Origin of the sequence: Paraburkholderia sp. BL25I1N1 (assembly GCF_003002025.1) — a bacterium.
Taxonomy (GTDB): Bacteria; Pseudomonadota; Gammaproteobacteria; order Burkholderiales; family Burkholderiaceae; genus Paraburkholderia.
In genome coordinates this window covers 342,982-368,720 of the sequence record NZ_PVZB01000003.1, presented here as the reverse complement: position 1 = coordinate 368,720, position 25,739 = coordinate 342,982, and the positions used below count along the sequence as shown (strand labels likewise).

Sequence of the window (25,739 nt, the reverse complement as noted above, 5' to 3'; positions counted from 1 at the left end):
CCGTCGCTGAACCCTGGCTGGAGTCGGAAATGATGATTGGCAGCAATCGCTTACGCGTCGTACGACGCCTGTTACCGGTTGGCGTGTCTGCCGCGTTGGCGCTTGCCGCAGTGCATGCCCGCGCGGCGGAAGTCTTCGTGGTGTCGTCGCCGGGAACGGCCGATGGCGGCACGCTGGATTCGAGCCACGCGGCGAGCGCGAACAACTGCGGCGGCGGTAATGTATCGCCGGCTCTGCAATGGCGGAATGCGCCTGCCGGCACGAAAAGTTATGCCGTGACACTGTTCGACCCGGACGGCGCGAAGGGTTTGGGCGTCGTGCACTGGGTGCTATATGGCGTAGCACCCTCGACGACTTCGCTCGGGGCCGGCGGCAGCCAGCCGGCCGGCAGCGTCTCCGGTGCGAATCAGACCGGAGGCATCGGGTATCGCGGCCCATGTCCCCCGGTCGGGGACAATCCACATCACTACGTCGCGCAAGTCTATGCGCTCGATCTGCCGCCGGACGCGCTGTCGCCCGGTTTGACGAGGGATGCGTTGCTTGCCGCAATCAAGGATCACGTGATTGCGGCGACCAGCACGGTGCTGCGTTACGGGCGATAAACGCGGCGGCCTTCGCCCGCCGCGCATAAGCTTACCGCGCCGCGTCACCCCAGCGATATTCCAGGCTCGCTTCGTCGAGCTGCGTCTTGATCTGCTCATCGAGCACGAGTTCGGACGCCGCGAGCGTGTCGCTCAATTGCTCGACGCGGCTCGCGCCGATAATCGCCGACGTGACGAGCGGATTCGCCAGCACCCAGGCAAGCGAAACCCGCGTCAACGATTCGCCGGTCGGCGCAACGATCGCTTTCAATTGCTCGATCGTCTCGAACTCGCGTTTGTGCCAGTACCGTTGCTGATACATCGCGCCGGCCTTGCCGACAGTTTCGGTGAAGCGGCCGGACGCGGGCGCCGCATCCAGTTGATGCTTGCCCGTCAGCAGGCCGCCCGCGAGCGGGTTGTACGGCATCACGGCCAATTGCTCTTCGGCGGCGAGCGGCAGCAATTCGCGCTCGATCTGGCGGAACAGCAGGTTATAGCGAGGCTGCACGGAGACGAAGCGCGCCGTGCGCAGCACATCGGCGCGGCCCAGCGCGCGCGCCAGCCGATACGCGAGGAAGTTCGATACACCGATATAGCGCGCCTTGCCTGAGCGAACGATCACATCGAGCGCCTCGAGCGTTTCGTCGAGCGGCGTGTTCGCGTCGTCGGAATGGAGTTGGTAGAGGTCCACGTAATCCGTGCCGAGGCGTTGCAACGAGGCGTCGATCGCATTCAGCAGATGTTTGCGCGACGCGCCTTGATCCCATGCCGACGGCCCCATCTTGCCCACTGCTTTCGTCGCCAGAATGAAGCGCTCGCGTTTGCCCTTCAGCCAGCGCCCCACGATCTCCTCCGTGCGGCCGGCAACATCTTCCGTGCCGCCGAGCGGATACACGTCGGCCGTGTCGATAAAGTTCACGCCGGCATCCGCCGCCGTGTCGAGAATGCGATGCGAGACGTCTTCTTCGGTCTGCAGGCCAAAGGTCATCGTGCCGAGGCACAGGCGCGATACGGTCAGGCCGGTGCGGCCGAACTTGCGGTATTGCATGATCAACTCCGGGGATGAACGAAACAGTTCGATAGGCAGTGTTGCAAAAAGGATAAACGGAGTCGGGATTGGGCGTCGGCCTCAGCCACGGCTGATTGTTATTTAGTTGAAAGCTTTCTGCCGGTGTCTTTTTTTACTTGCGACGCCGAAAGTCTTTCCTTTCAATGGCCTTGATATTACAAACACGTAATGAACCGACATGCGGACACGGCTGAAAATTACAAATTGCCTTCATCCGTAAAAAACAGAAACAATTCTGTTACTAGGGGTAAGTGGCGGCGCGATTGATGCGGTTTTATGCGTGTGGAATGATAGCGATTCTCATTTAACCAATAGCCAGCCATCCCGACGTCGGTGCCCTGCACACGAGAACGGCAGCCAGCCAATTGCGACTTTGCCGTCGATTCCATCTCAGCCATGCGAATCCGGCAAACGCATCTCCGACGGGAATTCCCATGTTCAACCACACGCCGCTCGCGACAGCGTTAGCGTTAGCTTTTGCCGTTCCTTTTGCGACTCCGGCGGTCGCGCAGACTGCTCCGCAAACCACCTCGCAGCCGGCGGCCGCGAATGCTAATGCGACGACAACGACGACAACGACGACCGTCGCAGCCGACACCGGCAGCTTGCCGACCATCGGCGTCGCGGCACAAGCTGAACAGCAGGACTTCCAGGCGGAGCGCGCGACGGTGGGTGCAAAGACGCCCACGGCGCTGCGCGACATTCCGCAGACCGTCACCGTCATCAACAAGGCCGTGCTGCAATCGCAGGGCGCCACTTCGTTCCAGGACGCGCTGCGCAACGCGCCGGGCGTAACGATCGGCGCGGCTGAAGGTGGCCAGATCGGCAACAACATCAACCTGCGCGGCTTCACCGCGCAGAACGACATCTACCTGGACGGCTTCCGCGATCGCAACCAGTACTATCGCGACACCTTCGACCTCGAAGAACTCGAAGTGCTGTATGGTCCGTCGTCGATGCTGTTCGGTCGCGGATCGACGGGCGGCGTGATCAACCAGGTCAGCAAGAAAGCGAACCTGCATGACTCGGCGGAAGTCACGGGCATGATCGGCACTGACGCGAAATATCGCAGCACTGTCGACGTGAACCATAAGCTGACGGATACCTCGGCGATTCGCCTGAACGCCTTCGGCCAAAGCCTCGGTTCGACGCGCGATGCGATGAAGAACAAGGACTACGGTATCGCGCCGGAAGTGCGCTTCGGCATCGGCACGCCGACCGAAGTGACGATCTCCGCGCTGATCCAGCACAACTACGACATGCCGGACTACGGCGTGCAGGCGTTGAACGGCCGCCCGTCGCCGGTGCCGAAGAACACTTTCTACGGTTTGACCACTGACCGCACGATTCAGGACGTGCAAACGGTCACCGCCGCGGTCAAACACAAGTTCTCGGACAACCTGATCCTGACGAACCAGACCCAGTTCTCGCACTCGATGACCGATGCGCGCGAAACCGCGCCGCAAGCGGTGTTGACGGGACCGCTCGCCAGCAGCACCGCGTTGACCAACGGCAACTTCACGACGCTCTCGCCGTCGCAATTGTTCATCAAGTTGCAGAGCCATGACCGTGTGATCGAGAACCACTCGCTCTACAACGACACGATGCTGCAATACAAGTTCGTCACAGGCCCGATCAAGCACGACCTGATCGCCGGTGTCGACCTCGGCCATGACAGCTATTCGAACCAGGCGTACACCCGCAACAACTTGCCGGTCGTGACGATGGTGAACCCGGCGTATCTATCCAATCCCGCCGGCGTGACCACCACGGTCGGCAACCACGCCGATTCGGGCTCGAACGAAATTGGCGCGTACGTGAACGACACCGTGTCGATCGGCCAGCAGTGGAAGGTGATTGGCGGTTTGCGTTGGGATCGCTTCCAGGCGCAGATCCACAACACGATCAGCCTGCCGGGCTATGCGACGCAGACCAACTTCTTCACCAGCGTACGCGCCGGGGTAATTTGTCAGCCGACCGACTGGCAGTCGTACTACGTGTCGTACGGCACGTCGTTCAATCCGTCGCTCGAAGCGCTGACGGTGACCAACCTCACGCAGAACCTCGCGCCCGAGTCGACCAAGTCGTACGAAGTCGGCGGCAAATGGGATCTGCTCGGCGGCAATCTCTCGGTGACGTCGTCATTCTTCCGCGAAGAAAAGACCAACGCGCGCACGCAAGTCTCGCCGACCGAATACGAACTCGACGGCGACATTCGTGTCGACGGATTCCAGGCCGGCGTGACGGGCCACATTACCGACAAGTGGCAGGTGTTCGGCGGGTACACCTACATGGACGCCATCATCCTGAAGGCGCGCGACGGTACGCAAGGGCACGTGCCGGCCAACACGCCGCGCAACACGTTGACCTTCTGGACCACCTACGCGATCACGCCGCACTGGGAAATCGGCGGCGGTCCGACTTATATGTCGCCGCGCTATGCGTCGAATACCAACTACGTGCAGGTGCCGGGCTACACGCGCTGGGATGCGACCGCTGCGTACCACGCGAAGAAATACGACGTGCGCCTGAACCTGTTGAACATGACCAACAAGTACTACTACGACGCGCTGATTCAGTCCGACGGCGGCCGTTCCGTGCCGGGTATCGGACGCACGTTGCTGGCGACGTTCGACTACCGCTTTTGATACACGTTGAACGGATGCGTTAGGCTTGCCGTTCTCGAAGACGGCAAGCCGACGCAAAAAGGAAACACCATGTTGCTGCACATACCGAACGTACTGAACGCCGAGCAGTTGCGGCTCGTGCGCGAGCGGCTCGACCAGGCCGGCGACGCCTGGGTGGACGGCCGCGCGACCGCCGGCTATCAGGGCGCACCGGTCAAGCGTAATCAGCAGATCGCCGAACACACGCCGGTTGCGCGTGAACTCGGCGACGTGATTCTCGCGTCGATCGAACGCAACCCGCTGTTCATCAGCGCGGTGTTGCCGAATCAGGTGTATCCGCCGCTGTTCAATCGTTACGAAGGCGGCATGCAGTTCGGCAGTCACGTCGATGGAGCCGTGCGCGTGCTGCCCAACGGCGTGAAGCTGCGCACCGACGTCTCGGTGACGCTGTTCATTTCCGACCCCGCCGACTACGACGGCGGCGAACTCGTGATCGAAGACACGTACGGCGTGCAGCAGGTCAAACTGCCGGCCGGCGACATGATCGTCTATCCGGCGACGAGTTTGCATCAGGTCACGCCGGTCACGCGCGGCGCGCGGATCGCGAGTTTCTTCTGGGTGCAAAGCCTCGTGCGCAGCGATACGCAGCGCGCAATGCTGTTCGACATGGACACGGCGATTCAACGGCTGAACGCCAGCAACGCCGACGATACCGCGCGTCGCAGCCTCGTCGGCATCTATCACAATCTGTTGCGGACCTGGAGTGAAACGTGAGCGTACCCGAGGCAATCGACATTCAATCGCCCGCGGGCATCGATCGGACGACGCGCGAGCCGCAGCGGCTGGACAACGACGAATTGAAAACGCGGCAGCAGCGTTCGCGTCGCGCCACCTTCGTCAAATGGCTGCGCAAGGTGCATGGCTGGATCGGCTTGTGGGGCGCGGCGCTGGGTTTGCTGTTCGGCACCACGGGGTTCCTGCTGAACCATCGCGGCGGGCCGCTCAAAGTATCGACCGGCGAGCCGCAAGTGGCGATGCTGCAAGTGCCGTTGCCGCAGCCCGCGCCGGAAACGCCGCGCGAGCTGGGCAAGTGGCTCAAGCACGAACTGAAACTGGCGGGCACGCCTGGGCGCGTGCAGAAAGAGCCGGCTCATCCGGTGGCATGGGGCGAGCGTAGCGTCGTCCAGCCGGAGCATTGGCAACTCAACTTCGCGTCGCCGCATGAGAACACGTCCGCCGAGTACTGGGTGGGTAACGGCTATGTGACGGTCAAGCGCAGCGAGAACACATTTCTCGCCATGCTGACGAACCTGCACAAGGGCGTGGGTCTGAGCGTCGGCTGGGTGCTGCTGATCGACACGCTCGCAGGCAGCATCATCTTGCTGTCGCTCACCGGCGTTCTGCTGTGGACGGAGTTGAACAAACGCAAGACCATCGGCGCGGTGTTGGTGCTGGGCTCGATCGTCGCAGCGGTGTGTGTGGGCCTGCTGTAAAGACACTGCAAGCCCGCAGTGATCGAAGAAACCTGGTCGCACGGCGAAGGCATGGCGATCGGGAAAATTGCCTCTCCGCACACATTGCGTCAAGGTACGTTTTACCTGCATTTCGGTTTCATTTCGCGGCGTACCTTCGTCGCCGCCCAATCCTCCGCATAACGCTCAATTCCTCGCCGCGAAAAGCCCGCTGCTTGCGGTTTCGGCGCGTTGTCTCACCTTCCTCCGGCACACCGCTACGTGCGAGAATCGCGCTACATCAATTGCGTGGTGATCGTTAGCCATCCGTCGTATCGGGCACCGCTTTTGCAACAGCGGCCCGCACGAATACGACCCGCCGTGTCGAGGAGATCGCGTTGAAACAGCCGGACCGCTTCATGTCGGACGCACCGCCCGGCGGCGTCGCCGCGCCGTCCTTTCTTGCCGGAGGCGGCGAGCTGGGGGCGCTGATCCGCGCCTACGACTGGACGCAGACCGCACTCGGCGCACCCGACACTTGGCCACAAGGCCTGAAGATCGCGATCCGCATCATGCTCACCTCGCGTCAGCCGATCTGGATCGGGTGGGGCGACGAGCTGCTCTATTTTTACAACGACCCGTACAAGTCGATCATCGGCGGGAAGCATCCGGTCGCGCTCGGTCAACCGACCCGTGTCGTGTGGCGGGAAATCTGGTCCGACATCGAGCCGCTTCTCGATACCGCGCTGGCGGGTGCCGAGGGTACCTTCGTCGAACAGAAGCTGCTCATCATGGAGCGCAACGGCTTTCCGGAGGAGACGTATTACACCTTCTCGTACAGCCCGATTCCCGCCGAGGATGGCGAACCTGGCGGCATCATCTGCGCCAATAGCGACGACACGGCGCAGGTGGTCGGCGAACGGCAACTGGCGCTGCTGAAGGAACTGGCCGCGGCCAGTCCGGACGGCCGCGATTGGCGCGAAGCATGCGAACTCAGCGCGCGCGCGTTGCGGGCGAATCCGCAAGACCTGCCCTTCGCCATGCTTTATGCAGCCGAACCCGGCAGCGACACGGTCACGCTGGTCGGCTCGTGCGGCATCGAGCCGGGCCATCCGGCGGCGCCGCAGACAATGCGCGTCGGCGAATCACTCTGGCCGATCGCCGACGTCCTCCAGATCCAGGCGCCGCAGACCGTGCGCGACTTGACGCAGCGTTTCGGCACCGCGTTGCCGAGCGGTCCGTGGCATCTCGCGCCGGAGCAGGCAGTCATCCTGCCGGTGTCGGTCGGCGGCGAGTCGACGCAAACAGTCCTGCTGATTGCCGGCCTGAATCCTTGCCGTCTCGTCGACGACGCTTACCGCAGCTTTCTGAACCTGGTCGCCGGCCAGATCGGCGCGGCGATCGGCTACGCGCAGGCGTATGAAGAAGAGCGGCGGCGCGCGGAAGCGCTGGCCGAAGTCGACCGCGCGAAGACCACGTTCTTCTCCAATATCAGCCACGAATTCCGCACGCCGTTGACGCTGATGCTCGGCCCGCTCGAAGAACTGCTCGCCAGGCCGCAGCCGGCCGCGAGCGGTGATAACGCGCAGACACGCAGCGATATCGACGACCGCGCGCTGATCGAGATCACGCATCGCAACGGTTTGCGCCTGCTGAAGCTCGTCAACGCGTTGCTGGATTTTTCGCGGATCGAGGCGGGGCGCATCGAGATTCACACGCAGCCCACCGACATCGCTTCCTTCACGGCCGAGCTTGCGTCGCTGTTCCAGTCCGCGATAGAGGCGGCCGGCCTGCGTCTCGAAGTTGACGTTCCGGCTACGCCCGTGATCGTGCAGATCGACCGCGAGATGTGGGAAAAAGTCGTGGTGAACCTGCTGTCGAACGCGTACAAGTTCACGTTCTTCGGCACGATCCGCGTCGCGGTTCGCACTGACGAAGGCGGCGGCGTCGAGGTCAGCGTCACGGATAGCGGCATCGGCGTCGCGGAAGAAGAAGTGCCGCGTCTTTTCGAGCGCTTTCATCGCGTGGCGGGCGCACCGGGCCGCTCTGTGGAAGGCAGCGGCATCGGGCTCGCAATGGTGCAGGAACTGGTGAAGCTGCACGGCGGCACGGTGCGGGTGGACAGTGTGCTCGGCGAAGGTGCGTGCTTTACCGTTTCGCTGCCGCGCGGCGCTGTGCTGTCCCAAGCCGAGGACGAAGCCGTGCATGCCTCCATGAGCAGGCACGCACGCATGTATGTCGATGCCGCGTTGCGCTGGAGTCCGGAGAACGAAATACTCGATGCCCCGTCGGCCGGCGCAGCGCCGGCCAGCGAAACGTCGGAGGCAGCGCCGGCCGCCGCCGCGCGGCTGCTGGTCGTCGACGACAATGCGGATCTGCGTGAGTACATGAGCCGCATCTTGCGGGCGGCGGGCCACGACGTGCGGCTCGCCACCGACGGTCAGGCGGCGCTCGAAGCCGCGCGCGCGGAACCGCCCGATCTGGTGCTCTCCGACGTGATGATGCCGCGCCTCGACGGCTTCGGCCTGCTGCGCGCACTGCGCGCCGATCCGGATTTGCGCGACACGCCGGTGCTGATGCTGTCGGCCCGCGCGGGTGAGGAGGCGCGCGTCGACGGCATCGAGCACGGCGCCGACGACTATCTGACCAAGCCCTTTTCCGCGCGCGAACTGCTTGCCCGCGTGTCGGGCAACCTGCAACTCGCGCGCTTGCGTCGCGAGACCGAGATGAAGCTGCGCGAAGAATCGCGCACGCTGGAGATTCTCAATCGTGTCGGCTCGACGGTCGCGGCCGAACTCGACCTGAGCCGCGCGGTGCAGATCGTCACCGACGCGGCCACCGAACTGACCGGCGCCGCGTTCGGCTCGTTCTTCTACAACGTGCTCGATCAGAAGGGCGGCAGTTACATGCTTTACACGCTGTCCGGCGTGCCGAAGGAGGCGTTCGAGCAGTTTCCCATGCCGCGCAACACGGCGGTGTTCGCGCCCACGTTTCAGGGCGAAGGCATCGTCCGTGTCGACGACATCACGCAGGATCCGCGCTATGGCCACAACGCGCCGCATCGCGGCATGCCGGAGGGTCATCTGAAGGTGCGCAGCTATCTGGCGGCGCCGGTGCAGTCGCGCAGCGGCGAAGTGGTCGGCGGCCTGTTCTTCGGCCATCCGGATCCCGGCGTGTTCACTGAGCGCGCTGAGCGGATCGTGGCCGGCATCGCCGCGCAGGCGGCGATTGCCATCGACAACGCGCGCTTGTATCAGGCGGCGCAAACCGAAATCGCCGAGCGCACCAAGGCGCAAAGCGCGTTGCGCGATCTGAACGAAACGCTGGAGCGCCGCGTGATCGAAACGGTGGCGGACCGCGATCGTTTATGGGAGTTGAGCGAGGATCTGCTGGTGGTGGCCGATATCGAAGGCCGCTTGCAGCGCGTGAGTCCATCGTGGAGCACGGCGCTCGGTCACGACCTGCACTGGCTGATGTCGCGTTCCTATGTCGATCTGGTTCACCCGGACGATGTCGAGACTGTCCGCACGCATCTTGCTGAACTGCGCAGAACGGGCGCGCCGGTGCGTTACGAAAACCGCTTCAGGCGGATCGACGGCACATGGCGTTGGGTCGCGTGGACGCTCGCGCTCGATCCGAACACCGCGCGCATTCATGGCGTGGGCCGAGATGTGACCGCCGACAAGGAAACCACCGAAGCGCTGCGGCACGCCGAAGAAGCGCTGCGCATGGCGCAAAAGATGGAAGCGATCGGCAAGCTCACGGGCGGCGTCGCGCACGACTTCAACAACCTGCTGCAAGTGATCGGCGGCAATCTGCAACTGCTGGCGAAAGACGTCGCCGGTTCGGAGAAGCCCGAGCAGCGTGTGCGCAATGCACTGGCGGGCGTCGCGCGCGGTGCGAACCTCGCCTCGCAACTGCTCGCGTTCGGGCGGCGTCAGCCGCTCGCGCCGAAGGTCGTCAATCTCGGCCGCTTCGTGCGCGGTCTCGACGACATGCTGAGGCGCGCGCTCGGCGACGGCGTCGAAATCGAAACGATCGTGTCGGGCGGCTTGTGGAATACGCTGGTCGATCCGTTCCAGGTCGAGAACGCGCTGCTGAATCTGGCGATCAACGCGCGCGACGCCATGAACGGCCACGGCAAGCTCACGATCGAAGCCGGCAACGCCGCGCTCGACGACGCCTACGCCAAACGCAACGCGGAGGTCACGCCGGGCCAGTACGTGATGCTGGCCGTTACCGACACGGGCCTCGGCATGTCGCCGGAAGTGCGCGAGCGCGTGTTCGAACCGTTCTTCACGACCAAGCCCGAAGGCCAGGGCACGGGCCTCGGCTTGAGCATGGTGTATGGCTTCGTCAAGCAGTCCGGCGGCCATGTGAAGATCTACAGCGAAGAGGGTCACGGCACCACGATCCGCATCTATCTGCCGCGGGTGCGCCAGGAAGAAGACCTCGAAACGAATATCGAAGCCGGTCCCGCCAAGGGCGGCACGGAAACGATTCTCGCGGTCGAGGACGACGAGGAAGTGCGCACCACAGTGGTCGAAATGCTCTCCGATCTCGGCTACCGCGTGCTGAAAGCGAAAGACGCGCAAAGCGCGCTGGCGATCGTCGAAAGCGGCGTGCCGATCGACATGCTGTTTACCGATGTGGTGATGCCTGGGCCGTTGCGCAGCACCGAGCTCGCCCGCAAGGCGCGCGAGCGGTTGCCGTCGATCGCGGTGCTGTTCACGTCGGGCTACACGGATAATGCGATCGTGCATTCAGGGCGGCTCGATGAAGGCATCGAATTGCTTAGCAAGCCGTATACGCACGAAGCGTTGGCGCGCAAAGTGCGCTACGTGCTGCAAGCGCAGAATCCGCGGGCGGCGGAAATCGCCGAGGCCGAGCAGCATCTTCTGGAGATCGATCCGCCGATGATGCCGGATAGCGCCGATAGTTTCGTCGCTCAGACGCGGCCGCGGATTCTGCTGGTGGAAGACGACGAGCTGATTCGTGTGAGCACGGCCGAATTACTGCGCACGTTCGACTTCGACATTCTGGAAGCCGAGGGCGAGCTCGACGCCAAGCAGATTCTCAGCGAACACACGATCAGCGTGATGCTGACCGACGTGGGGCTGGCGGGCAAGTCGGGCATCGACCTCGCGCTCGACGTGTGTCGCGAGCGGCCTGACCTGCGCGTGATCTTTCTGACCGGCTACGACCTCGTGCTGACGCCGGCGCAGCGCGCGGTCTTGCCGCACGCGATCCTGCTGCGCAAGCCCTACGATCTGCTCGATCTCATCGATGCGCTGAAAACGCCATTGCGCTAAACCGCGCTGCGCGCGGCCGGCGTTGCCGGCGCGCCAGCGCGAAAGTGCGTGCTCGCGCTAGAATTCCTGGAGACCGCCATAACTGCTGGTTCCACCGGAATTCGCCGATGACCACTCCCGTCAACGACGTCGACGCCGCACTCGTCACGCGGCGCTCGATTCGCGCCTTTTTGCCCACGCCGGTGCCGCGCGCCGATATCGAAGCCATTCTCGAAGCCGCCAGCCGCGCGCCGTCGGGCACCAATACGCAGCCGTGGAAGGTCTGCGTGGTGACTGGCGAGTCGCTGGCGCGTCTCTCGCAGGCCTTGCTCGACGCTTACGACCACCCGCAACGCGACGCGCTATACCAGGAAGAGTATCCGTACTATCCGAATCGGTGGGTGTCGCCGTACATCGACCGGCGCCGCAAAATCGGCTGGGATCTATATGGCTTGCTCGGCATCGAAAAGGGCGACAAGGCGCGCATGCACGAGCAGCATGCGCGGAACTATCGCTTCTTCGGCGCACCGGTGGGCTTGTTCTTCACGATCGACCGGGTGATGGGGCGCGGCAGCTGGCTGGACTACGGCATGTTCCTGCAGGCAATCATGACGGCCGCGCGCGGGCGGGGTCTCGATACGTGTCCGCAGGCCGCGTTCACGGCGTTTCATCGGGTGATTGCGGAGCAACTCGGCTTGTCGCCTGAAGAGCAACTGGTGTGCGGCATGTCGCTCGGTTTCGCCGACGAAAACGCTTTGGTCAACACGTTACGCAGCGAGCGCGAACCCGTTGAACGGTTCACGCGATTTCTCGATTGACGGCGCTGGATCGCAATCGAGGCAAGTCCCCACATTCCATCGGACCCATATGAAAACATCGCGTCGCCATTTTCTGCTGCTCGGCGTGAGCGCGGGCTCAGCGCTCATGCTCACGCGCGCCGCCTTCGCCGACACCGCGAACAGACTCAGCGAATCCGATCCGAAGGCGCAAGCCGTCGGCTACAAAGAGGACGCGTCCAAGGTCGACAAAGCGAAGTTTCCGGGCTACGCCGCCGGACAAAGCTGTGCCAACTGCTCGCTGTTCCAGGGCAAAGCCAACGATGCATACGGCGGGTGCACGCTGTTCGGCGACAAGCAGGTCGCGGCGCCCGGCTGGTGCAGTTCGTACTCGAATATGTGAACGGCAAGAGGCGGTGCGCGATCCGGTTCATCGGCCGCCGCATTCATAGCAGTCAATTCAACGCGCTCAGCACCAGTTCGTGCGAATGGCCGATCCATACGGCTGCGTCGCGATGATCGCGTAACGCATCGCCCGTATTGGGGTGCAGGAAGATATCCAGCGCGTCGTGATTCAGCGTGAGCCAGCCGACCACGTCGGCGAACTGAGCCTGCGTGAACGCGAGCTGATATGACCACATGGGATGCGGCCCAACCGGGCGTTCGTGAAAGCGGCCCAGTTGCAGTGCGTCGCCCCAGTGTGCGTCGATCTGCTCGCGGAAAGTCCATGCGGCGTCGCGGCTGCCCGCGTCGAAATACACGTGGGCGTGCCAGCTTGTGATGGCGGAGGTGTCGCGAAAGGTCATAACAGGTCCGGTGCGTGTCAGTCTTTATCCGACATTCATTCTGCTTCAATTTCCGCCGACGCGCGCGGCGCGCGCCTCATGTGAAACTGTCTCTCATCTTCGCCGACGATCTCGAAGCCGAGGCGCTCGTACAGGCGCTGTGCGGGATTGCCTTTGAGCACCTTGAGGGTGACCGGCAACGCGTCGGCCTGCGCGGCGCGCAACACCGTGTGCAGCGCGCGTTCGCCGATACCACGCCGCTGCAGCGCCGGCGCGATCTGCAATTGCACGACGACCCACTCGGTGTCGGTGCGATACGCTTTAAGCAAACCGGCGGGCGCGCCGTCGATGCAAATCACGCGCGCTGTGTCATACCGATGCAGCAGATGCGCGCGATGCTGGGTGTCGTCGGACGGCTCGCCGACGCGCGCGAGGTGCTCCGTCATGGTCGCCTTGCGCAGCTCGAATAGAAAGGCCTCGTCTGAGTTCAGTGCCGGGCGCAGGGTGAAGACAGGTTCCTTAACGGACATGTTGGTAACGTTTCCGGCGAGCCGGCGGCCAGTAAGAATGGTCGTGAATTGTCGCGCCAGCAGCGCTTTTTTACCACGCGGTTATGTTTGCGCCTCTCGAGTTTGCTATTCCCCGGTCACGCGGATGCCGTCGTCGCGGCGTCCGCGCTGCGACGAATTCGTGCGCTGCCGCGTGCGTCGTTTCAGGCGCGGCCGGCGTTTGCGGCTTACTGGCGGCACGGCGCCGGCAGTTCGCGTCGCGCTCGCCGTGGTTCGTGCGACGCGTTTGGCGCCCGTTGGCATGCGCTTTGCTTTTGCCTCACTCGCGAATTGCTGGCGCGTGCGGGTTCGAACGTCGAACCGCCGAGGAACGTCGCCAACTGGCATGACAACGAAAATGCTGAATATGAAACCACATACGGTCACGCACGGCGTCGACGCCGACGCGATCACGCTCGTCTTTTATCCGGATACCGGCTGTCTGCGCTTTGCCGATGCGCGCGGTATGTGTCACGAGCTTCGGCCGCCGCATTCCTGGTTCGCGCTGTCGTCCGCGTCGCGAGGCGCGTGGCGCGGCACGCAAGCCATGACCGAGGGGTTGAATGCGTTGCTGCACGAGTTCCGCGCGAAACGTCCGCGCTGGCCGGGCGCGCACGCTTCAGTCCATTCGACGGTGGTCGAACGCACAGTGAACGCTGCCGTGGAGCGATAGCGTTCATTGATCGGTCGAAAGAGCTCGACGCGTGTTTCGCATCTGTATTCAGATTTTTTCGGTGTCGTTCGTTCAACACGGCGAGCGGTTTAACGAACTTTGCGAGGTGGGCCATGGAGATTATCGAGTTTGAACCAAGCGTCTCGGCGGACGGACGCGCGGTGATTTTCCAGCTTTCGACGCGAGGCCGGGACCTCGAATGCGCCGTTACGCGTGAGGCCCTGGAACAGCATTTCTGGTTGCAACGCGACGCCGGCGAGGAACGCGTGCTGAAGACGTTCGCTGACGGCCGCAAACGCATCACCGCTGTGGCGGAGAGAAAGCTGCTGGCGCGTCCGGGCGAAAAAGTGCTGTTGACGATCAGCGATTTCGCCGCGCGCGGTTGACGGGATCACGCCGCGCGTCTTGCAAGCTCACATGCCCAAAGAAGATCAGCGAGCGACGGTGACGGCGACAGTGCCGTCGCTCGCGTCATTGCGGTTTCGATCGGCGCGTTTTTCGGCTGTGCGGTCAAGTTCGTCGACAAAGAGCCCGCTCAGTCGATAACCGCATATTCCGCTGTCGCAGCGTGTGCTGCGCGGCGCTCACCTCTGACGAAACCGGCCTGTTACAGCGATTCGCCAAACTGGCCTGCCAAATCCCTTCGCTTCGCCCAATTGCATTCGCATCCGCGGGAATACACTGTTTTCCATGGAGCGACAAATCACCGAGCCCCATCGACGCGGTCTTCCCCCCGCGTTGTTTTGAACCGTACCGTTGATGGCAGTTTGCCGCGCTTGTCGAATGCGGCAGGGCAGTAAAGCAGTAGGTAGTAGAAGCAATGCAAAAAGCGCGCGATCCATGTAGTTCGCGTGTGAATCAGCAGGGGGTTGCAGTCAGGCGATGTTGAAGGCGAAGGACCCGGCTGTAATTGCAGTGAGCAGTTCCGAAACGAATGTTTTTTGCAGCAGCAGTATCGGCAGCACGGTTTTATTAGTCGTGGTAGTTCATGCAACACAGTTTCAGCAGGTGTAGTTCAAGTAACAACAGCTTTGCGAGTTTGCGGTGGGTATAGGTCGGCGAGCATCCACGCGCGAGTACGACTGTTCCATCCTGTCAGACCCTGTTCCCTCGCGGGAACAGGGTTTTTTTTCGTCGTGGCACGCGACGCGACTTGTAATTGGCAAGTTCGAACCGATATTTCAACGTTGCGCTGCGCGCCACGCTTTTGGCGGAATCGAGCAACCGGCCGGTGGCGTAGTGTGAGATGCTGCGTACGAATAGACTTGAAGTCGTTTAAGTCTGTCTTAATAGTTGCTTGCCATGATGGCTTCACAGACTCACATCAGGGCCTGTCAAGCCGCCGGCGTATCGGCGGCGTTTGCCACCGGAGCAGAAGAATTCGGTGGCGAAGCCGAGAGTTAGAGAAGGAGGTTGAACCGATATGTCCAATAAATCGCGAGTCCGCAAGCACAACCAGTCGGCCATGTCCCCGTTGTTGCGCGCGCTGACCTATAGCCGCACCGCTCATGAGCCGGTTACGTCGGCGATGCTGCTGCAGTGCTATACCGCCCTCGACGCATTCCGGCACGGCCACGGCTCGCGGAATCTGCATTTGACGTTGAGCCGGCATTTGCTGGTGTCGCAAGAACTTGCGCGCCTTGGCCTCGGCGAAGACGTTCTGTCCGACATCGAGAGCGCACATGCCGCGATGGTTCAGCTCGATATGCGCGAACACGACGAAGGCGCGTGGGCACTGCAAGACGGCGAATACGCCCGCTTGTGCACGGCGTTGGCGATTCTCGACGGACAACTGTCCGTGGCATCGCTGAGCGAGATCGCGAGCGCCGAAGCGCGAATGATCGAAGGATTGATGAGGTCCGCGCAGGTGCAGGCGATTGCTGAAGCTACGGTGTAAGCCGCCGCACGCGTTTCTCCTTTCTCATACGCGCAATTGAAACGCCAACGCCCCACGGGGCGTTTTTTTATTCTGCCGCGTCGAGAGACCAAGGCAAGGCGCTAATCGTTGTGCCGTCGAAATGCTTCAATGCGGCGTTATCGCGCTGCCCAATAGAAATTTCCCAATGACGTGCGGAAATTACGAGTCTTCGTAAGACGCCCAATTGGGCGCGGCATCGGCGCCGGATCAGGTTTGCCGCAGGCTTTCATGCTTGTTAGACTGCCTTTCGCCAGCCCACCGCACGCGCGTTTTGCGTTCATACGTCTCCGGGGCGTTCACATCCGCGGCGCGATCAAAATCGGAGACGCCATGTCTTATATGCTGCTCATTGTCGAACCCCCGAATCAACGGATTGAACGCGGTGAAGCCGCGGGCCGCGAAGTCTACGATCAGATGGTCCGCTTCGCCTCCGATCTGAAAGAACGCGGCAAACTGGTCGCCGTCGAATCGCTCACCTCCTTGAACGACGCCGTGCGCGTGCAGGTGCGCGACGGTCAGCCGAAACTGCTCGACGGCCCGTTCGCCGAAGCCAAGGAAATGGTCGGCGGGCTCTTCCTCCTCAATTGCGAAACGCGTGAAGAAGCCCTGGCGATTGCCCAAGCCTGCCCGGCTGCAACGTGGTGCACGGTCGAAGTCCGCAAGCTCGGACCTTGTTTCCTTTAGCCGATTCGCGCATCGACAGCATGTGGTCTTGGGGTTTTCCCTGGCGGATCGGCAAAGGTGTCGATCCGGCCGCGTGTTGCTCGTCGTGTGAGTAAGAAGCCAGCCACGGGCGCGGCTCTTCCTCTCACAACGATAAGGAGTCACGGCGATGCGATTCATGATCCTCGTCAAAGCCACCGTTGCCAGCGAAGCCGGCGAGATGCCGGAAGCGTCCCTGATGGCCGCGATGGGCGCGTACCACGAAGAACTGGCCAAAGCCGGCGTGCTGCTCGACGCCACCGGCCTGCAACCGAGTTCGAAAGGCTGGCGCGTTCGCTACAGCGGCGGCAAGCGCTCGGTGGTCGACGGGCCGTTTCCAGAAACCAGGGAACTGATTGCCGGCTACACGCTGATCCAGGTGCGCTCGCGTGAGGAAGCCATGGAATGGGCGCGGCGCTTTCCGGCGCCCTCCGGCGAGCAGGCGGACGGCGAAATCGAAGTGCGTCAATTGTTCGAATTCGACGACTTCGAACCCGGCCCGGAGTTGGACCGGCTCCGCGAACTGGAAGCCGGCAAGCGCTGAAGCTCAAACGCAAAGCGCGCGCCGCGCCGGCTTTATCGAAGGGATTCATCATGCTCACGGCGCGACGGCATTCGCATCGAGCGACCCAAGGCACGTATGGAGATCGTCGATACGGCCGCGCCCTGTCCACAACCGATCATTGGACTCTGTCATGCATAAGCAGATCTACGTCAATCTCGCGGTCGATAATCTCGAACGATCGAAAGCCTTCTTCAGCGCGATTGGTTTGAGCTTCGAACCGCAATTCACGAACGAACAGGCGGCCTGTCTGATTCTCGGCGATAACATCTACGCGATGCTACTGGTCAAGGATCTGTTCAAGTCGTTCACTCGCAAGTCGCTGTGCGATCCGAAGGAGAGCACGGAAGCACTGGTGGGATTGTCGTGCGAAAGCCGGGCGGAGGTGGATGCACTGGTTGCCAAGGCGCTCGCCGCCGGCGGCACCGTACCGCGCGCGCCGCAGGACTACGGCTTCATGTATGGGCACGGCTTCGAGGATATCGACGGCCACATCTGGGAGCTCATCTACATGGACCCGAATGCCAGGGCGAGGGGCTGAAGCCGTGACCACGGCGGCCACTCACCGTGCCATCGAGGCAGTCTGGCGGATCGAGTCCGCCAAGGTCATCGCCCACGTCGCGCGGATCGTGCGCGACGTCGGGCTCGCCGAGGAATTGGCGCAGGACGCGCTGGTGGCCGCGCTCGAACATTGGCCCGACGCGGGCGTGCCCGACAACCCGGGAGCATGGCTGATGGCGACCGCAAAGAACCGTGCGCTCGACCGCTTGCGGCAGGAAGCGCTGCATGCCCGCAAGCGTCAGGAGCTGGGCCACGATCTCGACGCGCTGGAGGCGCACCTCGTGCCCGATTTCGTCGATGCCCTCGATGCCGCCCGCGCCGACGATATCGGCGACGACCTGCTGCGGCTCGTGTTCACCGCGTGCCACCCGGTATTGTCGACCGACGCGCGTGTCGCGCTCACCCTGCGCCTGCTCGGCGGCCTCACCACGGACGAAATCGCGCGTGCGTTTCTGGTGCCGGAGCCGACCGTCGCGCAGCGTATCGTGCGGGCCAAGCGCACGCTCTCGGCGGCCAAGGTGCCGTTCGAGGTGCCGCAGGCCGACGCGCGGGCGCCGCGGCTCGCCTCGGTGCTACAGGTCATCTATCTGATTTTCAACGAAGGCTATTCGGCCACGGCCGGCGACGACTGGATGCGTCCGGCGCTCTGCGAGGAAGCGCTGCGACTCGGGCGAGTGCTGAGCGGTCTGGTGCCCGACGAAAGCGAAGTGCACGGCCTCGTCGCGCTCATGGAGATTCAGGCCTCGCGCACGCATGCGCGCACGGATGCGCAAGGGCGCCCGGTGCTGCTGCTCGATCAGGATCGCAGCCGCTGGGATCCGCTGCTGATCCGTCGCGGGCTGGCGGCGCTCAACAGCGCGCATGCGCTAGGCGGCGCGAGCGGCCCATATGCGCTGCAGGCGGCGCTCGCCGCATGTCACGCCCGTGCGCGTCGCGCGAGCGATACCGACTGGGTGCAGATTGTCGCGTTGTATGACGCGCTAGCGCAGGTGGCGCCGTCGCCCGTGGTCGAGTTGAACCGCGCGGTGGCGGTCGGCATGGCGTTCGGTCCGGCGGCCGGCCTGGAGATCGTCGATGCGCTGGCAAGCGACGCCGCGTTGGCGAACTATCACTGGCTGCCGAGCGTGCGCGGCGATCTGCTGGCGAAGCTGGGACGTATGGAAGAAGCGCGCGCCGAATTCGAACGCGCCGCCGGGATGACGCGCAATGCGCGCGAGCGCGAGCTGTTGCTCGAACGCGCACACGGTATCGCGCATTGAGCCTTGTCACGTATCGCTCCGACGTACGCGGTCGTGTCAGACGGCGCACGCCCGCAGCAGATAAAACTCGCGCGGGCCATGCTCTTGCGGCGGATCGCTGAGCGGTTCGAGGTAGCGCGTAATGCCGATCCGATCGAATCCCGCGGCCAGGCACGCGGCTTCGAGTGCCGCTGCGTCGTGCACGGTGAAACCGTACTCGGCAAATGGCATTTCGATTGCCGCCTCTGGTGTGATGGCCGCGATGACCAGCGTGCCCTCCACACGTAACACGCGGCGAATTTCCTTGAGGCCGGCCGGCAGGTCTGGCCAGAAATACGTGCTGTTGCTCGTCACCGCTTTGTCAAACGAGGCGGCGGAGAACGGCATGGCAACGACGTCGGCGATTTCGAGCCGGACCCGGCCGTCGCGCACAAAAGCCGCGTTGCGGCTGCGAGCGGCGGCGATCATGGTGGGCGAGATATCGATGCCGGTGAAGCGCAGTCTCTCGGCTTGATCGAGCACGAAGGCGATGTGGCCGCCGTTGCCGAGGCCGACTTCGAGCACTCGCTCGTTCGCGTGCAGGTCGAGCAGATCGAATGACGTCATGATGACGGCGTGATTCGATCGCTCCAACATAGCGCCGACGGCTACGCCGATCTTGCCCGCAGGACAGCTGAGCTGCGGCAGAAGAATGCTTTCCTCGAGATCGGCTGTCACCTCGCCTGACGGACCAGTTGTTTCTCTCACCGCGAGACCTCCATGACAGGTCGCGCCGCTTGCAATGTTCGCCGCAGGCGCGCGTATGGTACGTCATCCTCAATTTATGTCATGAAGCCACGCCGTGGGTATCTCTTTAATACCCATGCGTGACCGCAACGAAGTTCGGGCCGGGAATCACCACGCCGGCCACCGATACAGAGAAAACGCCTGGAACCGCGGATCCATCAACCACGCTGTACGCCTTCATTCGCGCAGCGCGGCGCACTATCGCCGCACTGCGCTTCACCCATCAAGCCGAGAAAAGCGCCAACGCGCCGGTGATCACACCCGCGCCCGCCACCACGAACGAGAGATTGCGCAGCCATTTCTTGCGCGTCAGCAACGTGATCGCGCACAGGGCGATCGCCACCTGAATCAGCGTGGTGGCTTGTGCCCAGCGATGATGGCCATGCAGCAACGCTTCGCTGTGCGTGTCGTTAGCGACGACTTCCTTTTCGAGCGCTTCCGCCTTCGCGCGGATTGGCTCTTTCTGCTGCTTGTATTTGTCGACGTCGGCGAGGAATTTCGCATGCGCGTCCGTGTTGCCGATGGACAGCGCCGCGCCGAGGTCGGCGAGATTTTCCTTCTCGCCCTTCGCCTGGTAGTAGTTCCACTGGTTCGACGCTTCGGTCTTTTTGATCGCGGCTTCGTTCTTGTAGTACAGCGCGAGATTTTCGCTGTTGCCGCTCTGGTACGCGCACAGCGCGCCGATCGTCGCGAGAATGGCGGTGATCACGGCCATGCGGCTCGCAAACGGATCCGCGTCGTGATGGCCGGCATGTTCCACGGCATGGTCGTGCGGACCGTGCACTTCATATTCTTCAGGCATCTGATTCTCCGAGGCAAAGCTTTTCCTGTCATCGGCGGGCGACGTACGGCCCCGTCGGGCTCAATCTTAGCGTGTGACGCAGGGTGGCGGAAAAGGTGCCTTTGAGAAGCGGGACCGCGTCGGCGTTTTATTCGACGACTCCGCGCGATTCAGCCCGGGAGAAGCGCGCCGGCAAGATGCGTGTCAATGCATGCTCGACGCCCGCTATGGCCGCACCAACGGGATCTTATGTTTCGCCGCCGGACATGCCGGGCAGCCCGACCCGTGCGACGGTCGGCGGCGCGGGCGACTTCACTTCCATCACGCTGTAGAAGCGGCCGACCAGCACGCCGGCAGCCAGCGAGATCAAATGTGCTTTCGTGACTGTTGTATCCAGATGAGAGGCGGGCTGCCACGCCCGCCGGCCGCAATGGCGATTACATGGTGATGACGACCCGGCCGCGTGTGCCGGCGGCCACGGCCTCGTACGCTTCGCGAGCGCGTTCGAGCGGGAAGGTCTGCGCGATGGCCGGCCCGGTCAGCTTGCCGGCTTCGAAGCCCTCGACCAGCGCCGTCATCAACGGCGCCGATTCCGCGACGCCGAGCTTCGCGCTGTCCACTCCCAGCAATTGCGTCTCGTTGTGATAGAAGTCGATCAGATCGAATTCGACGCGGCGCTTGCCCGTGCCGCTGATTTCGAGCACGCGGCCACGACGTTTGACGAGGCTCAACGCGGTCTCGAATGCCACACCGCCGACTGTGTCGTACACCACGTTCGCGCCCGCGCCGTCGGTGAGCGCTCTCAAGCGGGTCGCGACGTTTTCATCGAACGGCACGTAGTCGTCGATCAGGCGACCCGCCGGCGTGTCCGCGTCGAGCGGATGACGATCAACGGCGATCACGCGGGCGCCGCGCGCCTTGGCGATCTGCACCACCGCGCCGCCCACGCCGCCACCTGCGCCGATCACGGCGATAGTTTCACCCGCTTGCAGATGCGCGTACTCGACCGTGCCAAGCCAGGCGACCACGAAGTTCACGCCGATCGCGGAGGCTTCCGCGTGGCTCAGCGTTTTGGGTTTGCGTGCGAGTGCCGCGAGCGGCACCTTGATGAATTCGGCGTGAGTGCCATCGCGCGTGAAGCCGATGTCGCCGCCGGTGCCCCACACTTCAGCACCGAGCCAGGCCTGCGGGCCGTCCACCACCACGCCGCTAAAGTCGCGGCCCGGCGTGCGCGGCAGCACCGTGTGTTCGAAATGCCCGGAGACGTTCTTGACGTCGCTCGGATTCACCGAGGCCGCCTTGATCTGCACGACGACGTTGTTGGCATCGGCTTGCGGGGTCGGCAGATCGATGTAGTCGAGTACTTCAGGGCCGCCAAAAGATTTGAACTGGATGGCTTTCATCGTATGTCGCTCCAATTGGATTCCGGGCTGCGTTGCGCAGTAGATTAAACGTTAGTCTGGGTGACCGGCACTCAGGCGTTGAGACAAAGACTGTCGAGAATCGGAGTGAATAGTGCCGCGCGAGCGAACGGGCGTCGGCGTGGGCGTCGTCGCGGACTTCGGGCACGGCGGCTCGGTTCAGGCTTCGCGCATTGCCGGCGAAGGTCGCGGACCGGGGCCATTCGTTCGCGAAGCATAGCGCGAGGCGCGGGTCTGTGCAGCTTGCGTGCCGGTCGGCCGTTCGGGATTCGCCTGGATGCGCTCAGGTGCGATGGCCCATCAACAACAGCAGCAGCGAAAGGGTCACGATCGAGCCCAAGGTCGACAGCAAGATCGTCCGCGAGGTGATGTGCGCTTCACGTTCGTAGAACTCGGCGAGCATGAACGGGCCGGTGCCAGTGGGCAACGCGGCGAGGACGACCGCCATTTCGACCAGCGTGGACGAGAGTCCGAACACGCGCGCCGCCAGCCACCAGGTCAGCGCCGGCTGCACGAGCAGCTTGACGCCCGTTAGCAGCCAGGAGATGCCTCGTGCGCCAGCGTCGGATGGGCGCTTTTCGGCGAGAAACAGGCCGAGGCTCACCAGCGCGCACGGACTCGCCGCGCCGCCCAGCAGTTTCAGGAAGGTCTCCGCGCTGGCCGGCAACGCGACATGGAGGCTGGCAAACAGCACCCCCGCAATCGGCGACACGATCAGCGGATTGCGCGCGAGAGAGCGCAGCACTTTCAAACCCAGCTTATGCGGCGTGCGCTCGGTCTGCAGACCCACTTCGATCAGCACGATTGCCACCGCGAACAGCACGCAGGCGACGAGGATCGTGGCGATCGTGGTCGGCGTCAGGCTCGCCGAGCCGAACGCGATCATGCCGAGCGGGAAGCCGATGTAGCCGGTGTTCGGATAGGAAGCCGCGATCGCATCGACGCTCGCATCGGCGAGATGCCGGCCGGTCATCAGCCGCATCGTCAGAATCAACACGAACACGCTGACGCACGCAATCGAAAATGTGGCGACGAACGCCGGTTGATAGAGCTGCTGCCACGTGGCGTGCGCCATGATGTCGAACAGCAGCGCCGGCAACGCCAGCCAGACCACGAAGCGGTTCAACTCCGACGCCGAGTTGGGTCCGAGCACGTTGCGCCGGCGGCAGGCGAAACCCGCGAAAATCAGGCCGAAGACGGGAAGCAGGATTTCGAGGGTGGCTAACATCGACGCGCAAAGGTGGGGGAGGGATGGCGATTCGCCAGCGTAGTGGTTAGCGGCGATACAATCAAATCCTGTTTTCATCCACGGGCTCGCGCGCGGCGTCTGACGATCGCGCAACTGGCCGGTGAGCCGTTCGTGCTCGCGTCCGAAGAAGTCGCGCCGACATTGCGCGCGATGATCTTCGGGCATTGCCGCTCGGGCGGCTTCGAACCCGACATACGTTTCGACGTGCAGTTGCAACAGACGGTGCTGAGTCTGGTCGACGAAGGGGCAGGCGTGGCGCTGGTGCCGGCTTCCATGCGCCGCGCGCAACTCGCGGGCGTGGTATTCCGGCCGCTGGTCGATGCGACGCTGATCGAACAGGTGTTGACGTGGTCGCCGGCGAATCGCAATCCGTGGCTGGCGCGCTTTCTCGAACTGGCGTGAGAGCCGGGCTTATGAACTGGCGAGGTGGTTTGTCTTTGCCGGCTCCACGGTGTCGTCCGGATAACGCAGCGCATCTCGCTTGATGAGCCGGCGGCACCAGAAGGTCCAGGCCGTCAGACCGGCATAGACGCCGTACCTCAGCACGTTGGAGGCGATGACCGAGCGCGGATCGTCGGGCCATTGCCAGACGATCAGACTGCGCAAGATATTCTCGCCCGTCATGCCGATGCCCCACACGAGCGTCATCAAGCGGATGTACGCGACGAGCGAGGGACGTTCGCGCCAATGCCTTTCGAAGCTCTCGACGCTGCGATGGTCCTCACGCGACATGGTCGAGCGGGCGAGGTAAAACACCAGCGGCTTGGGCAGCGCGAGCGACAGCAGGAACGACACGCCGATCATGCCGGAGACCATCGGATCTGCGATCTCGCGCATTCGCTTATTGCCGCCAAAGCCGATGCTGAGTGCCGGCAGCGAGAGCACGATGCCGACCAGCACTTGCGCGCTGAGCGCGTCGAAATGGCGATAGCGCAAAAGGTCCCAGCTCATCCACGCAATCAGCGGCAGCGCCGACGCGGCCAGCGCGCCAAGCTGGCCCCAGTGCGGGAACGCGAGCCGGTAGGCGAGCACGGGCAAGGCGACGTTCACGATCAGCGCGGTGAGGTAGCGCAGGCGGAGTTTCATCGACGGTACGGTGGTGAGCGTGGCAAGGGTGTACCAGCATACCCGGCGAGTGTAGGGCGAAGTCTGTTCGCATGCCATAGCTTTGCGGCCTGCGCGCGTGGCGGGATTTTTTACACGTCCCTGGCGCGCAAAAAATCTGCGATCATCGAGCCGCTGATTGCCGAGCCACTCCATCCACTATCCGCTCCTACGCAATGTCGCTTGCTCCCACGCTCCTCACCACCCCCCGCCTCATCCTGCGACCCCACACGCGCGACGATTTCCTCGAAAGTTACGCGATGTGGTCCGATCCCGAAGTGATCCGCTATATCGGCGGCAAGCCCTTTACGCGCGAAGAAGTCTGGGCGCGTCTGCTGCGCTACGCCGGACATTGGGCGATGCTGAACTATGGCTATTGGGTCGTGCGGGAGAAGGAGAGCGGCCGGTTTCTCGGCGAAGTCGGCTTTGCCGACTACCATCGCGAGATCGAGCCGTCATTGATGGTGCCCGAAGTCGGCTGGGCGCTGGACCCGGCCGTGCATGGCCGCGGCTACGCGACCGAAGCCGTGCGCGCCGCGCTGGAGTGGGCCGACCGGCAGTGGCCGGCTAGCGAAACAGCCTGCATCGTCGCGCCGGAGAATCTGCCGTCGCTGCGTGTTGCTCATAAGTGCGGGTATCGTGAGCAACTTCGCACCACGTACAAAGGCAAGCCGACCATCGTGCTGCGTCGGCCGGCCCACACGGTTTGAGCCGGCGCGCCGCGGTTGCCGACTATCTCAAGCGAGCGTTGCATGCCGGCCGGCTCGACTCTCGGCTCACTGCGCGTCGGGGCTCGCCGCCGCCCGCTGCCGTGCGATCAGATCCACCAGCCGTTCGACCTGCTGCCCTTGCGCATCGAAATTACCGGTATCGAGCCATCGCGTATAACTCGGACGCAGCGCGGGCCATTCACTGTCGATGACCGAAAACCACGCCGTATCGCGATTGCGTTCGCGATACACGATCGCCTGGCGGAAGATCCCCTCGAACGTGAAGCCGTAGCGCAACGCCGCCGTGCGTGACGGCTCGTTCAACGAATCGCACTTCCATTCGAAGCGCCGATAGCCGAGTTTGTCGAACACCTGCGTCATCAGCAGAAACATCGCTTCGGTGGCGACGCGCGTGCGCTTCAGGCGCGGCGAATACGTGACGTGGCCGACTTCGATCACGCCGTTCGCGCGGTCAATCCGCATCAGCGCCAGCGTGCCGACCGCCTTGCCGGTCGCCAGGTCGATCACCGCGTGGTGCAGCGGATCGGCGGACGCGGCGGCGCGCGTCAGATGCTCGCGATAGGCGGCGAGGCTCTCGAACGGACCGACGCTCAGATAGGTCCAGTCGCGGCCGTCTGTGGCTGAGCTGTACGCGTCGTAGAGGTCCGCCGCGTGACGTTCCACGTCCACCGGTTCGATCCGGCAATAGCGGCCTGCCAGCGGTTCGCGGCCAGGAGCCTGGGCGCCGTTCCAACCCGGCACGGGGGCGCCGATCGGCTGGTCGAATGCGTTGCGTCTGGATTCCATATCGTTGATCCCATGCAGGAAGGTTGAAGGTTGCTGTCGGTTACGAATGATCGTCGATGATGAGAGAACGATACGGCAAACGTGGTATGTTAAAAAGAT

26 protein-coding genes and 2 pseudogenes are annotated in these 25,739 nt (G+C 63.3%); 17 read left to right on the top strand and 11 right to left on the bottom strand.

What is annotated here, in order from left to right; genetic code table 11:
* Positions 1-32 precede the first annotated feature (32 nt).
* Positions 33-602, top strand: a complete 570-nt coding sequence (locus B0G73_RS06540; protein ID WP_106279188.1) for a YbhB/YbcL family Raf kinase inhibitor-like protein — start codon at positions 33-35, stop codon at positions 600-602.
* A 31-nt stretch (positions 603-633) separates the two neighbouring features.
* Here B0G73_RS06540 and B0G73_RS06535 read toward each other — a convergent pair whose 3' ends face one another.
* Positions 634-1,629 (bottom strand): aldo/keto reductase, encoded by a 996-nt coding sequence (locus B0G73_RS06535; RefSeq protein WP_106279050.1) that lies wholly within the window; start codon positions 1,627-1,629, stop codon positions 634-636.
* 455 nt (positions 1,630-2,084) lie between these two features.
* Here B0G73_RS06535 and B0G73_RS06530 point away from each other — a divergent pair, with 455 nt between their 5' ends.
* From B0G73_RS06530 to B0G73_RS06505, 7 genes are all read left to right on the top strand, one after another.
* Entirely contained in the window at positions 2,085-4,298 is a 2,214-nt protein-coding gene (locus B0G73_RS06530) for a TonB-dependent siderophore receptor (RefSeq protein ID WP_106279048.1), read from the top strand.
* A gap of 69 nt (positions 4,299-4,367) precedes the next feature.
* Complete coding sequence (locus B0G73_RS06525; RefSeq protein WP_106279046.1) at positions 4,368-5,051, top strand: Fe2+-dependent dioxygenase; 684 nt, start codon at positions 4,368-4,370, stop codon at positions 5,049-5,051.
* A complete protein-coding gene (locus tag B0G73_RS06520) occupies positions 5,048-5,770 on the top strand; it encodes a PepSY-associated TM helix domain-containing protein (RefSeq protein WP_106279044.1) in 723 nt (240 codons plus the stop codon). The genes B0G73_RS06525 and B0G73_RS06520 overlap by 4 nt, the downstream gene beginning before the upstream one ends.
* A gap of 18 nt (positions 5,771-5,788) precedes the next feature.
* The gene (locus tag B0G73_RS40400; RefSeq protein ID WP_166678919.1) at positions 5,789-5,932 is read left to right on the top strand and encodes a hypothetical protein; all 144 of its coding nucleotides are present in this window, start codon (positions 5,789-5,791) and stop codon (positions 5,930-5,932) included.
* Between the two features lie 215 nt (positions 5,933-6,147).
* Entirely contained in the window at positions 6,148-11,040 is a 4,893-nt protein-coding gene (locus B0G73_RS06515) for a response regulator (protein WP_106279186.1), read from the top strand.
* A 107-nt stretch (positions 11,041-11,147) separates the two neighbouring features.
* Positions 11,148-11,837, top strand: a complete 690-nt coding sequence (locus B0G73_RS06510) for a nitroreductase (RefSeq protein WP_106279042.1) — start codon at positions 11,148-11,150, stop codon at positions 11,835-11,837.
* Positions 11,838-11,886: 49 nt separating this feature from the next.
* On the top strand, positions 11,887-12,198 hold the full coding sequence (locus B0G73_RS06505; protein WP_106279040.1) for a high-potential iron-sulfur protein: 312 nt from the start codon (positions 11,887-11,889) through the stop codon (positions 12,196-12,198).
* Positions 12,199-12,250: 52 nt separating this feature from the next.
* Here B0G73_RS06505 and B0G73_RS06500 read toward each other — a convergent pair whose 3' ends face one another.
* Positions 12,251-12,601 carry a DOPA 4,5-dioxygenase family protein gene (locus B0G73_RS06500; RefSeq protein WP_106279039.1) on the bottom strand — a complete coding sequence of 117 codons (351 nt, stop codon included), beginning with the start codon at positions 12,599-12,601 and terminating at the stop codon, positions 12,251-12,253.
* A gap of 35 nt (positions 12,602-12,636) precedes the next feature.
* Entirely contained in the window at positions 12,637-13,110 is a 474-nt protein-coding gene (locus B0G73_RS06495; protein ID WP_106279037.1) for an N-acetyltransferase, read from the bottom strand.
* Positions 13,111-13,495: 385 nt separating this feature from the next.
* Between B0G73_RS06495 and B0G73_RS39990 the strand changes: the two genes are divergently transcribed.
* From B0G73_RS39990 to B0G73_RS06460, 7 genes are all read left to right on the top strand, one after another.
* Positions 13,496-13,801, top strand: a complete 306-nt coding sequence (locus tag B0G73_RS39990) for a hypothetical protein (protein WP_146144154.1) — start codon at positions 13,496-13,498, stop codon at positions 13,799-13,801.
* A 113-nt stretch (positions 13,802-13,914) separates the two neighbouring features.
* On the top strand, positions 13,915-14,187 hold the full coding sequence (locus B0G73_RS06485) for a DUF1488 domain-containing protein (RefSeq protein WP_106279033.1): 273 nt from the start codon (positions 13,915-13,917) through the stop codon (positions 14,185-14,187).
* 1,037 nt (positions 14,188-15,224) lie between these two features.
* The gene (locus B0G73_RS06480) at positions 15,225-15,698 is read left to right on the top strand and encodes a hypothetical protein (protein WP_106279031.1); all 474 of its coding nucleotides are present in this window, start codon (positions 15,225-15,227) and stop codon (positions 15,696-15,698) included.
* 351 nt (positions 15,699-16,049) lie between these two features.
* Positions 16,050-16,403, top strand: a complete 354-nt coding sequence (locus B0G73_RS06475) for a YciI family protein (RefSeq protein ID WP_106279029.1) — start codon at positions 16,050-16,052, stop codon at positions 16,401-16,403.
* A gap of 148 nt (positions 16,404-16,551) precedes the next feature.
* Positions 16,552-16,965 carry a YciI family protein gene (locus B0G73_RS06470; protein WP_106279027.1) on the top strand — a complete coding sequence of 138 codons (414 nt, stop codon included), beginning with the start codon at positions 16,552-16,554 and terminating at the stop codon, positions 16,963-16,965.
* Between the two features lie 151 nt (positions 16,966-17,116).
* Positions 17,117-17,524 carry a VOC family protein gene (locus B0G73_RS06465; RefSeq protein ID WP_106279025.1) on the top strand — a complete coding sequence of 136 codons (408 nt, stop codon included), beginning with the start codon at positions 17,117-17,119 and terminating at the stop codon, positions 17,522-17,524.
* Between the two features lie 4 nt (positions 17,525-17,528).
* Positions 17,529-18,803, top strand: a complete 1,275-nt coding sequence (locus B0G73_RS06460) for an RNA polymerase sigma factor (protein WP_106279023.1) — start codon at positions 17,529-17,531, stop codon at positions 18,801-18,803.
* A 36-nt stretch (positions 18,804-18,839) separates the two neighbouring features.
* Here the strand turns inward: B0G73_RS06460 and B0G73_RS06455 are convergent, their stop codons facing one another.
* The 6 genes and pseudogenes from B0G73_RS06455 to B0G73_RS06430 all read right to left on the bottom strand — a co-directional run bounded on the left by B0G73_RS06455 (position 18,840) and on the right by B0G73_RS06430 (position 22,998).
* Positions 18,840-19,529, bottom strand: a complete 690-nt coding sequence (locus tag B0G73_RS06455; protein WP_106279021.1) for a class I SAM-dependent methyltransferase — start codon at positions 19,527-19,529, stop codon at positions 18,840-18,842.
* Positions 19,530-19,644: 115 nt separating this feature from the next.
* Positions 19,645-19,734: pseudogene (locus tag B0G73_RS41110) on the bottom strand (LysE family translocator); the annotation flags it as partial.
* A gap of 57 nt (positions 19,735-19,791) precedes the next feature.
* Complete coding sequence (locus tag B0G73_RS06445; protein WP_106279019.1) at positions 19,792-20,370, bottom strand: DUF4337 domain-containing protein; 579 nt, start codon at positions 20,368-20,370, stop codon at positions 19,792-19,794.
* Between the two features lie 226 nt (positions 20,371-20,596).
* The gene (locus tag B0G73_RS06440; protein ID WP_258193201.1) at positions 20,597-20,719 is read right to left on the bottom strand and encodes a XapX domain-containing protein; all 123 of its coding nucleotides are present in this window, start codon (positions 20,717-20,719) and stop codon (positions 20,597-20,599) included.
* Between the two features lie 67 nt (positions 20,720-20,786).
* Positions 20,787-21,752 carry a zinc-binding alcohol dehydrogenase family protein gene (locus B0G73_RS06435; protein WP_106279015.1) on the bottom strand — a complete coding sequence of 322 codons (966 nt, stop codon included), beginning with the start codon at positions 21,750-21,752 and terminating at the stop codon, positions 20,787-20,789.
* Between the two features lie 301 nt (positions 21,753-22,053).
* Entirely contained in the window at positions 22,054-22,998 is a 945-nt protein-coding gene (locus B0G73_RS06430) for an AEC family transporter (RefSeq protein ID WP_106279013.1), read from the bottom strand.
* A gap of 75 nt (positions 22,999-23,073) precedes the next feature.
* On the opposite strand from B0G73_RS06430, the pseudogene B0G73_RS06425 reads away from it, so the two are divergent.
* A pseudogene (locus tag B0G73_RS06425) lies at positions 23,074-23,421 on the top strand (LysR family substrate-binding domain-containing protein); the annotation flags it as partial.
* 9 nt (positions 23,422-23,430) lie between these two features.
* Here the strand turns inward: B0G73_RS06425 and B0G73_RS06420 are convergent.
* Positions 23,431-24,105, bottom strand: coding sequence for a VC0807 family protein (locus tag B0G73_RS06420; RefSeq protein ID WP_106279185.1), 675 nt, complete (start codon positions 24,103-24,105; stop codon positions 23,431-23,433).
* 194 nt (positions 24,106-24,299) lie between these two features.
* Here B0G73_RS06420 and B0G73_RS06415 point away from each other — a divergent pair, with 194 nt between their 5' ends.
* Entirely contained in the window at positions 24,300-24,833 is a 534-nt protein-coding gene (locus tag B0G73_RS06415) for a GNAT family N-acetyltransferase (RefSeq protein ID WP_106279011.1), read from the top strand.
* A 66-nt stretch (positions 24,834-24,899) separates the two neighbouring features.
* Here B0G73_RS06415 and B0G73_RS06410 read toward each other — a convergent pair whose 3' ends face one another.
* Complete coding sequence (locus B0G73_RS06410) at positions 24,900-25,640, bottom strand: GNAT family N-acetyltransferase (RefSeq protein ID WP_106279009.1); 741 nt, start codon at positions 25,638-25,640, stop codon at positions 24,900-24,902.
* Positions 25,641-25,739 lie beyond the last annotated feature (99 nt).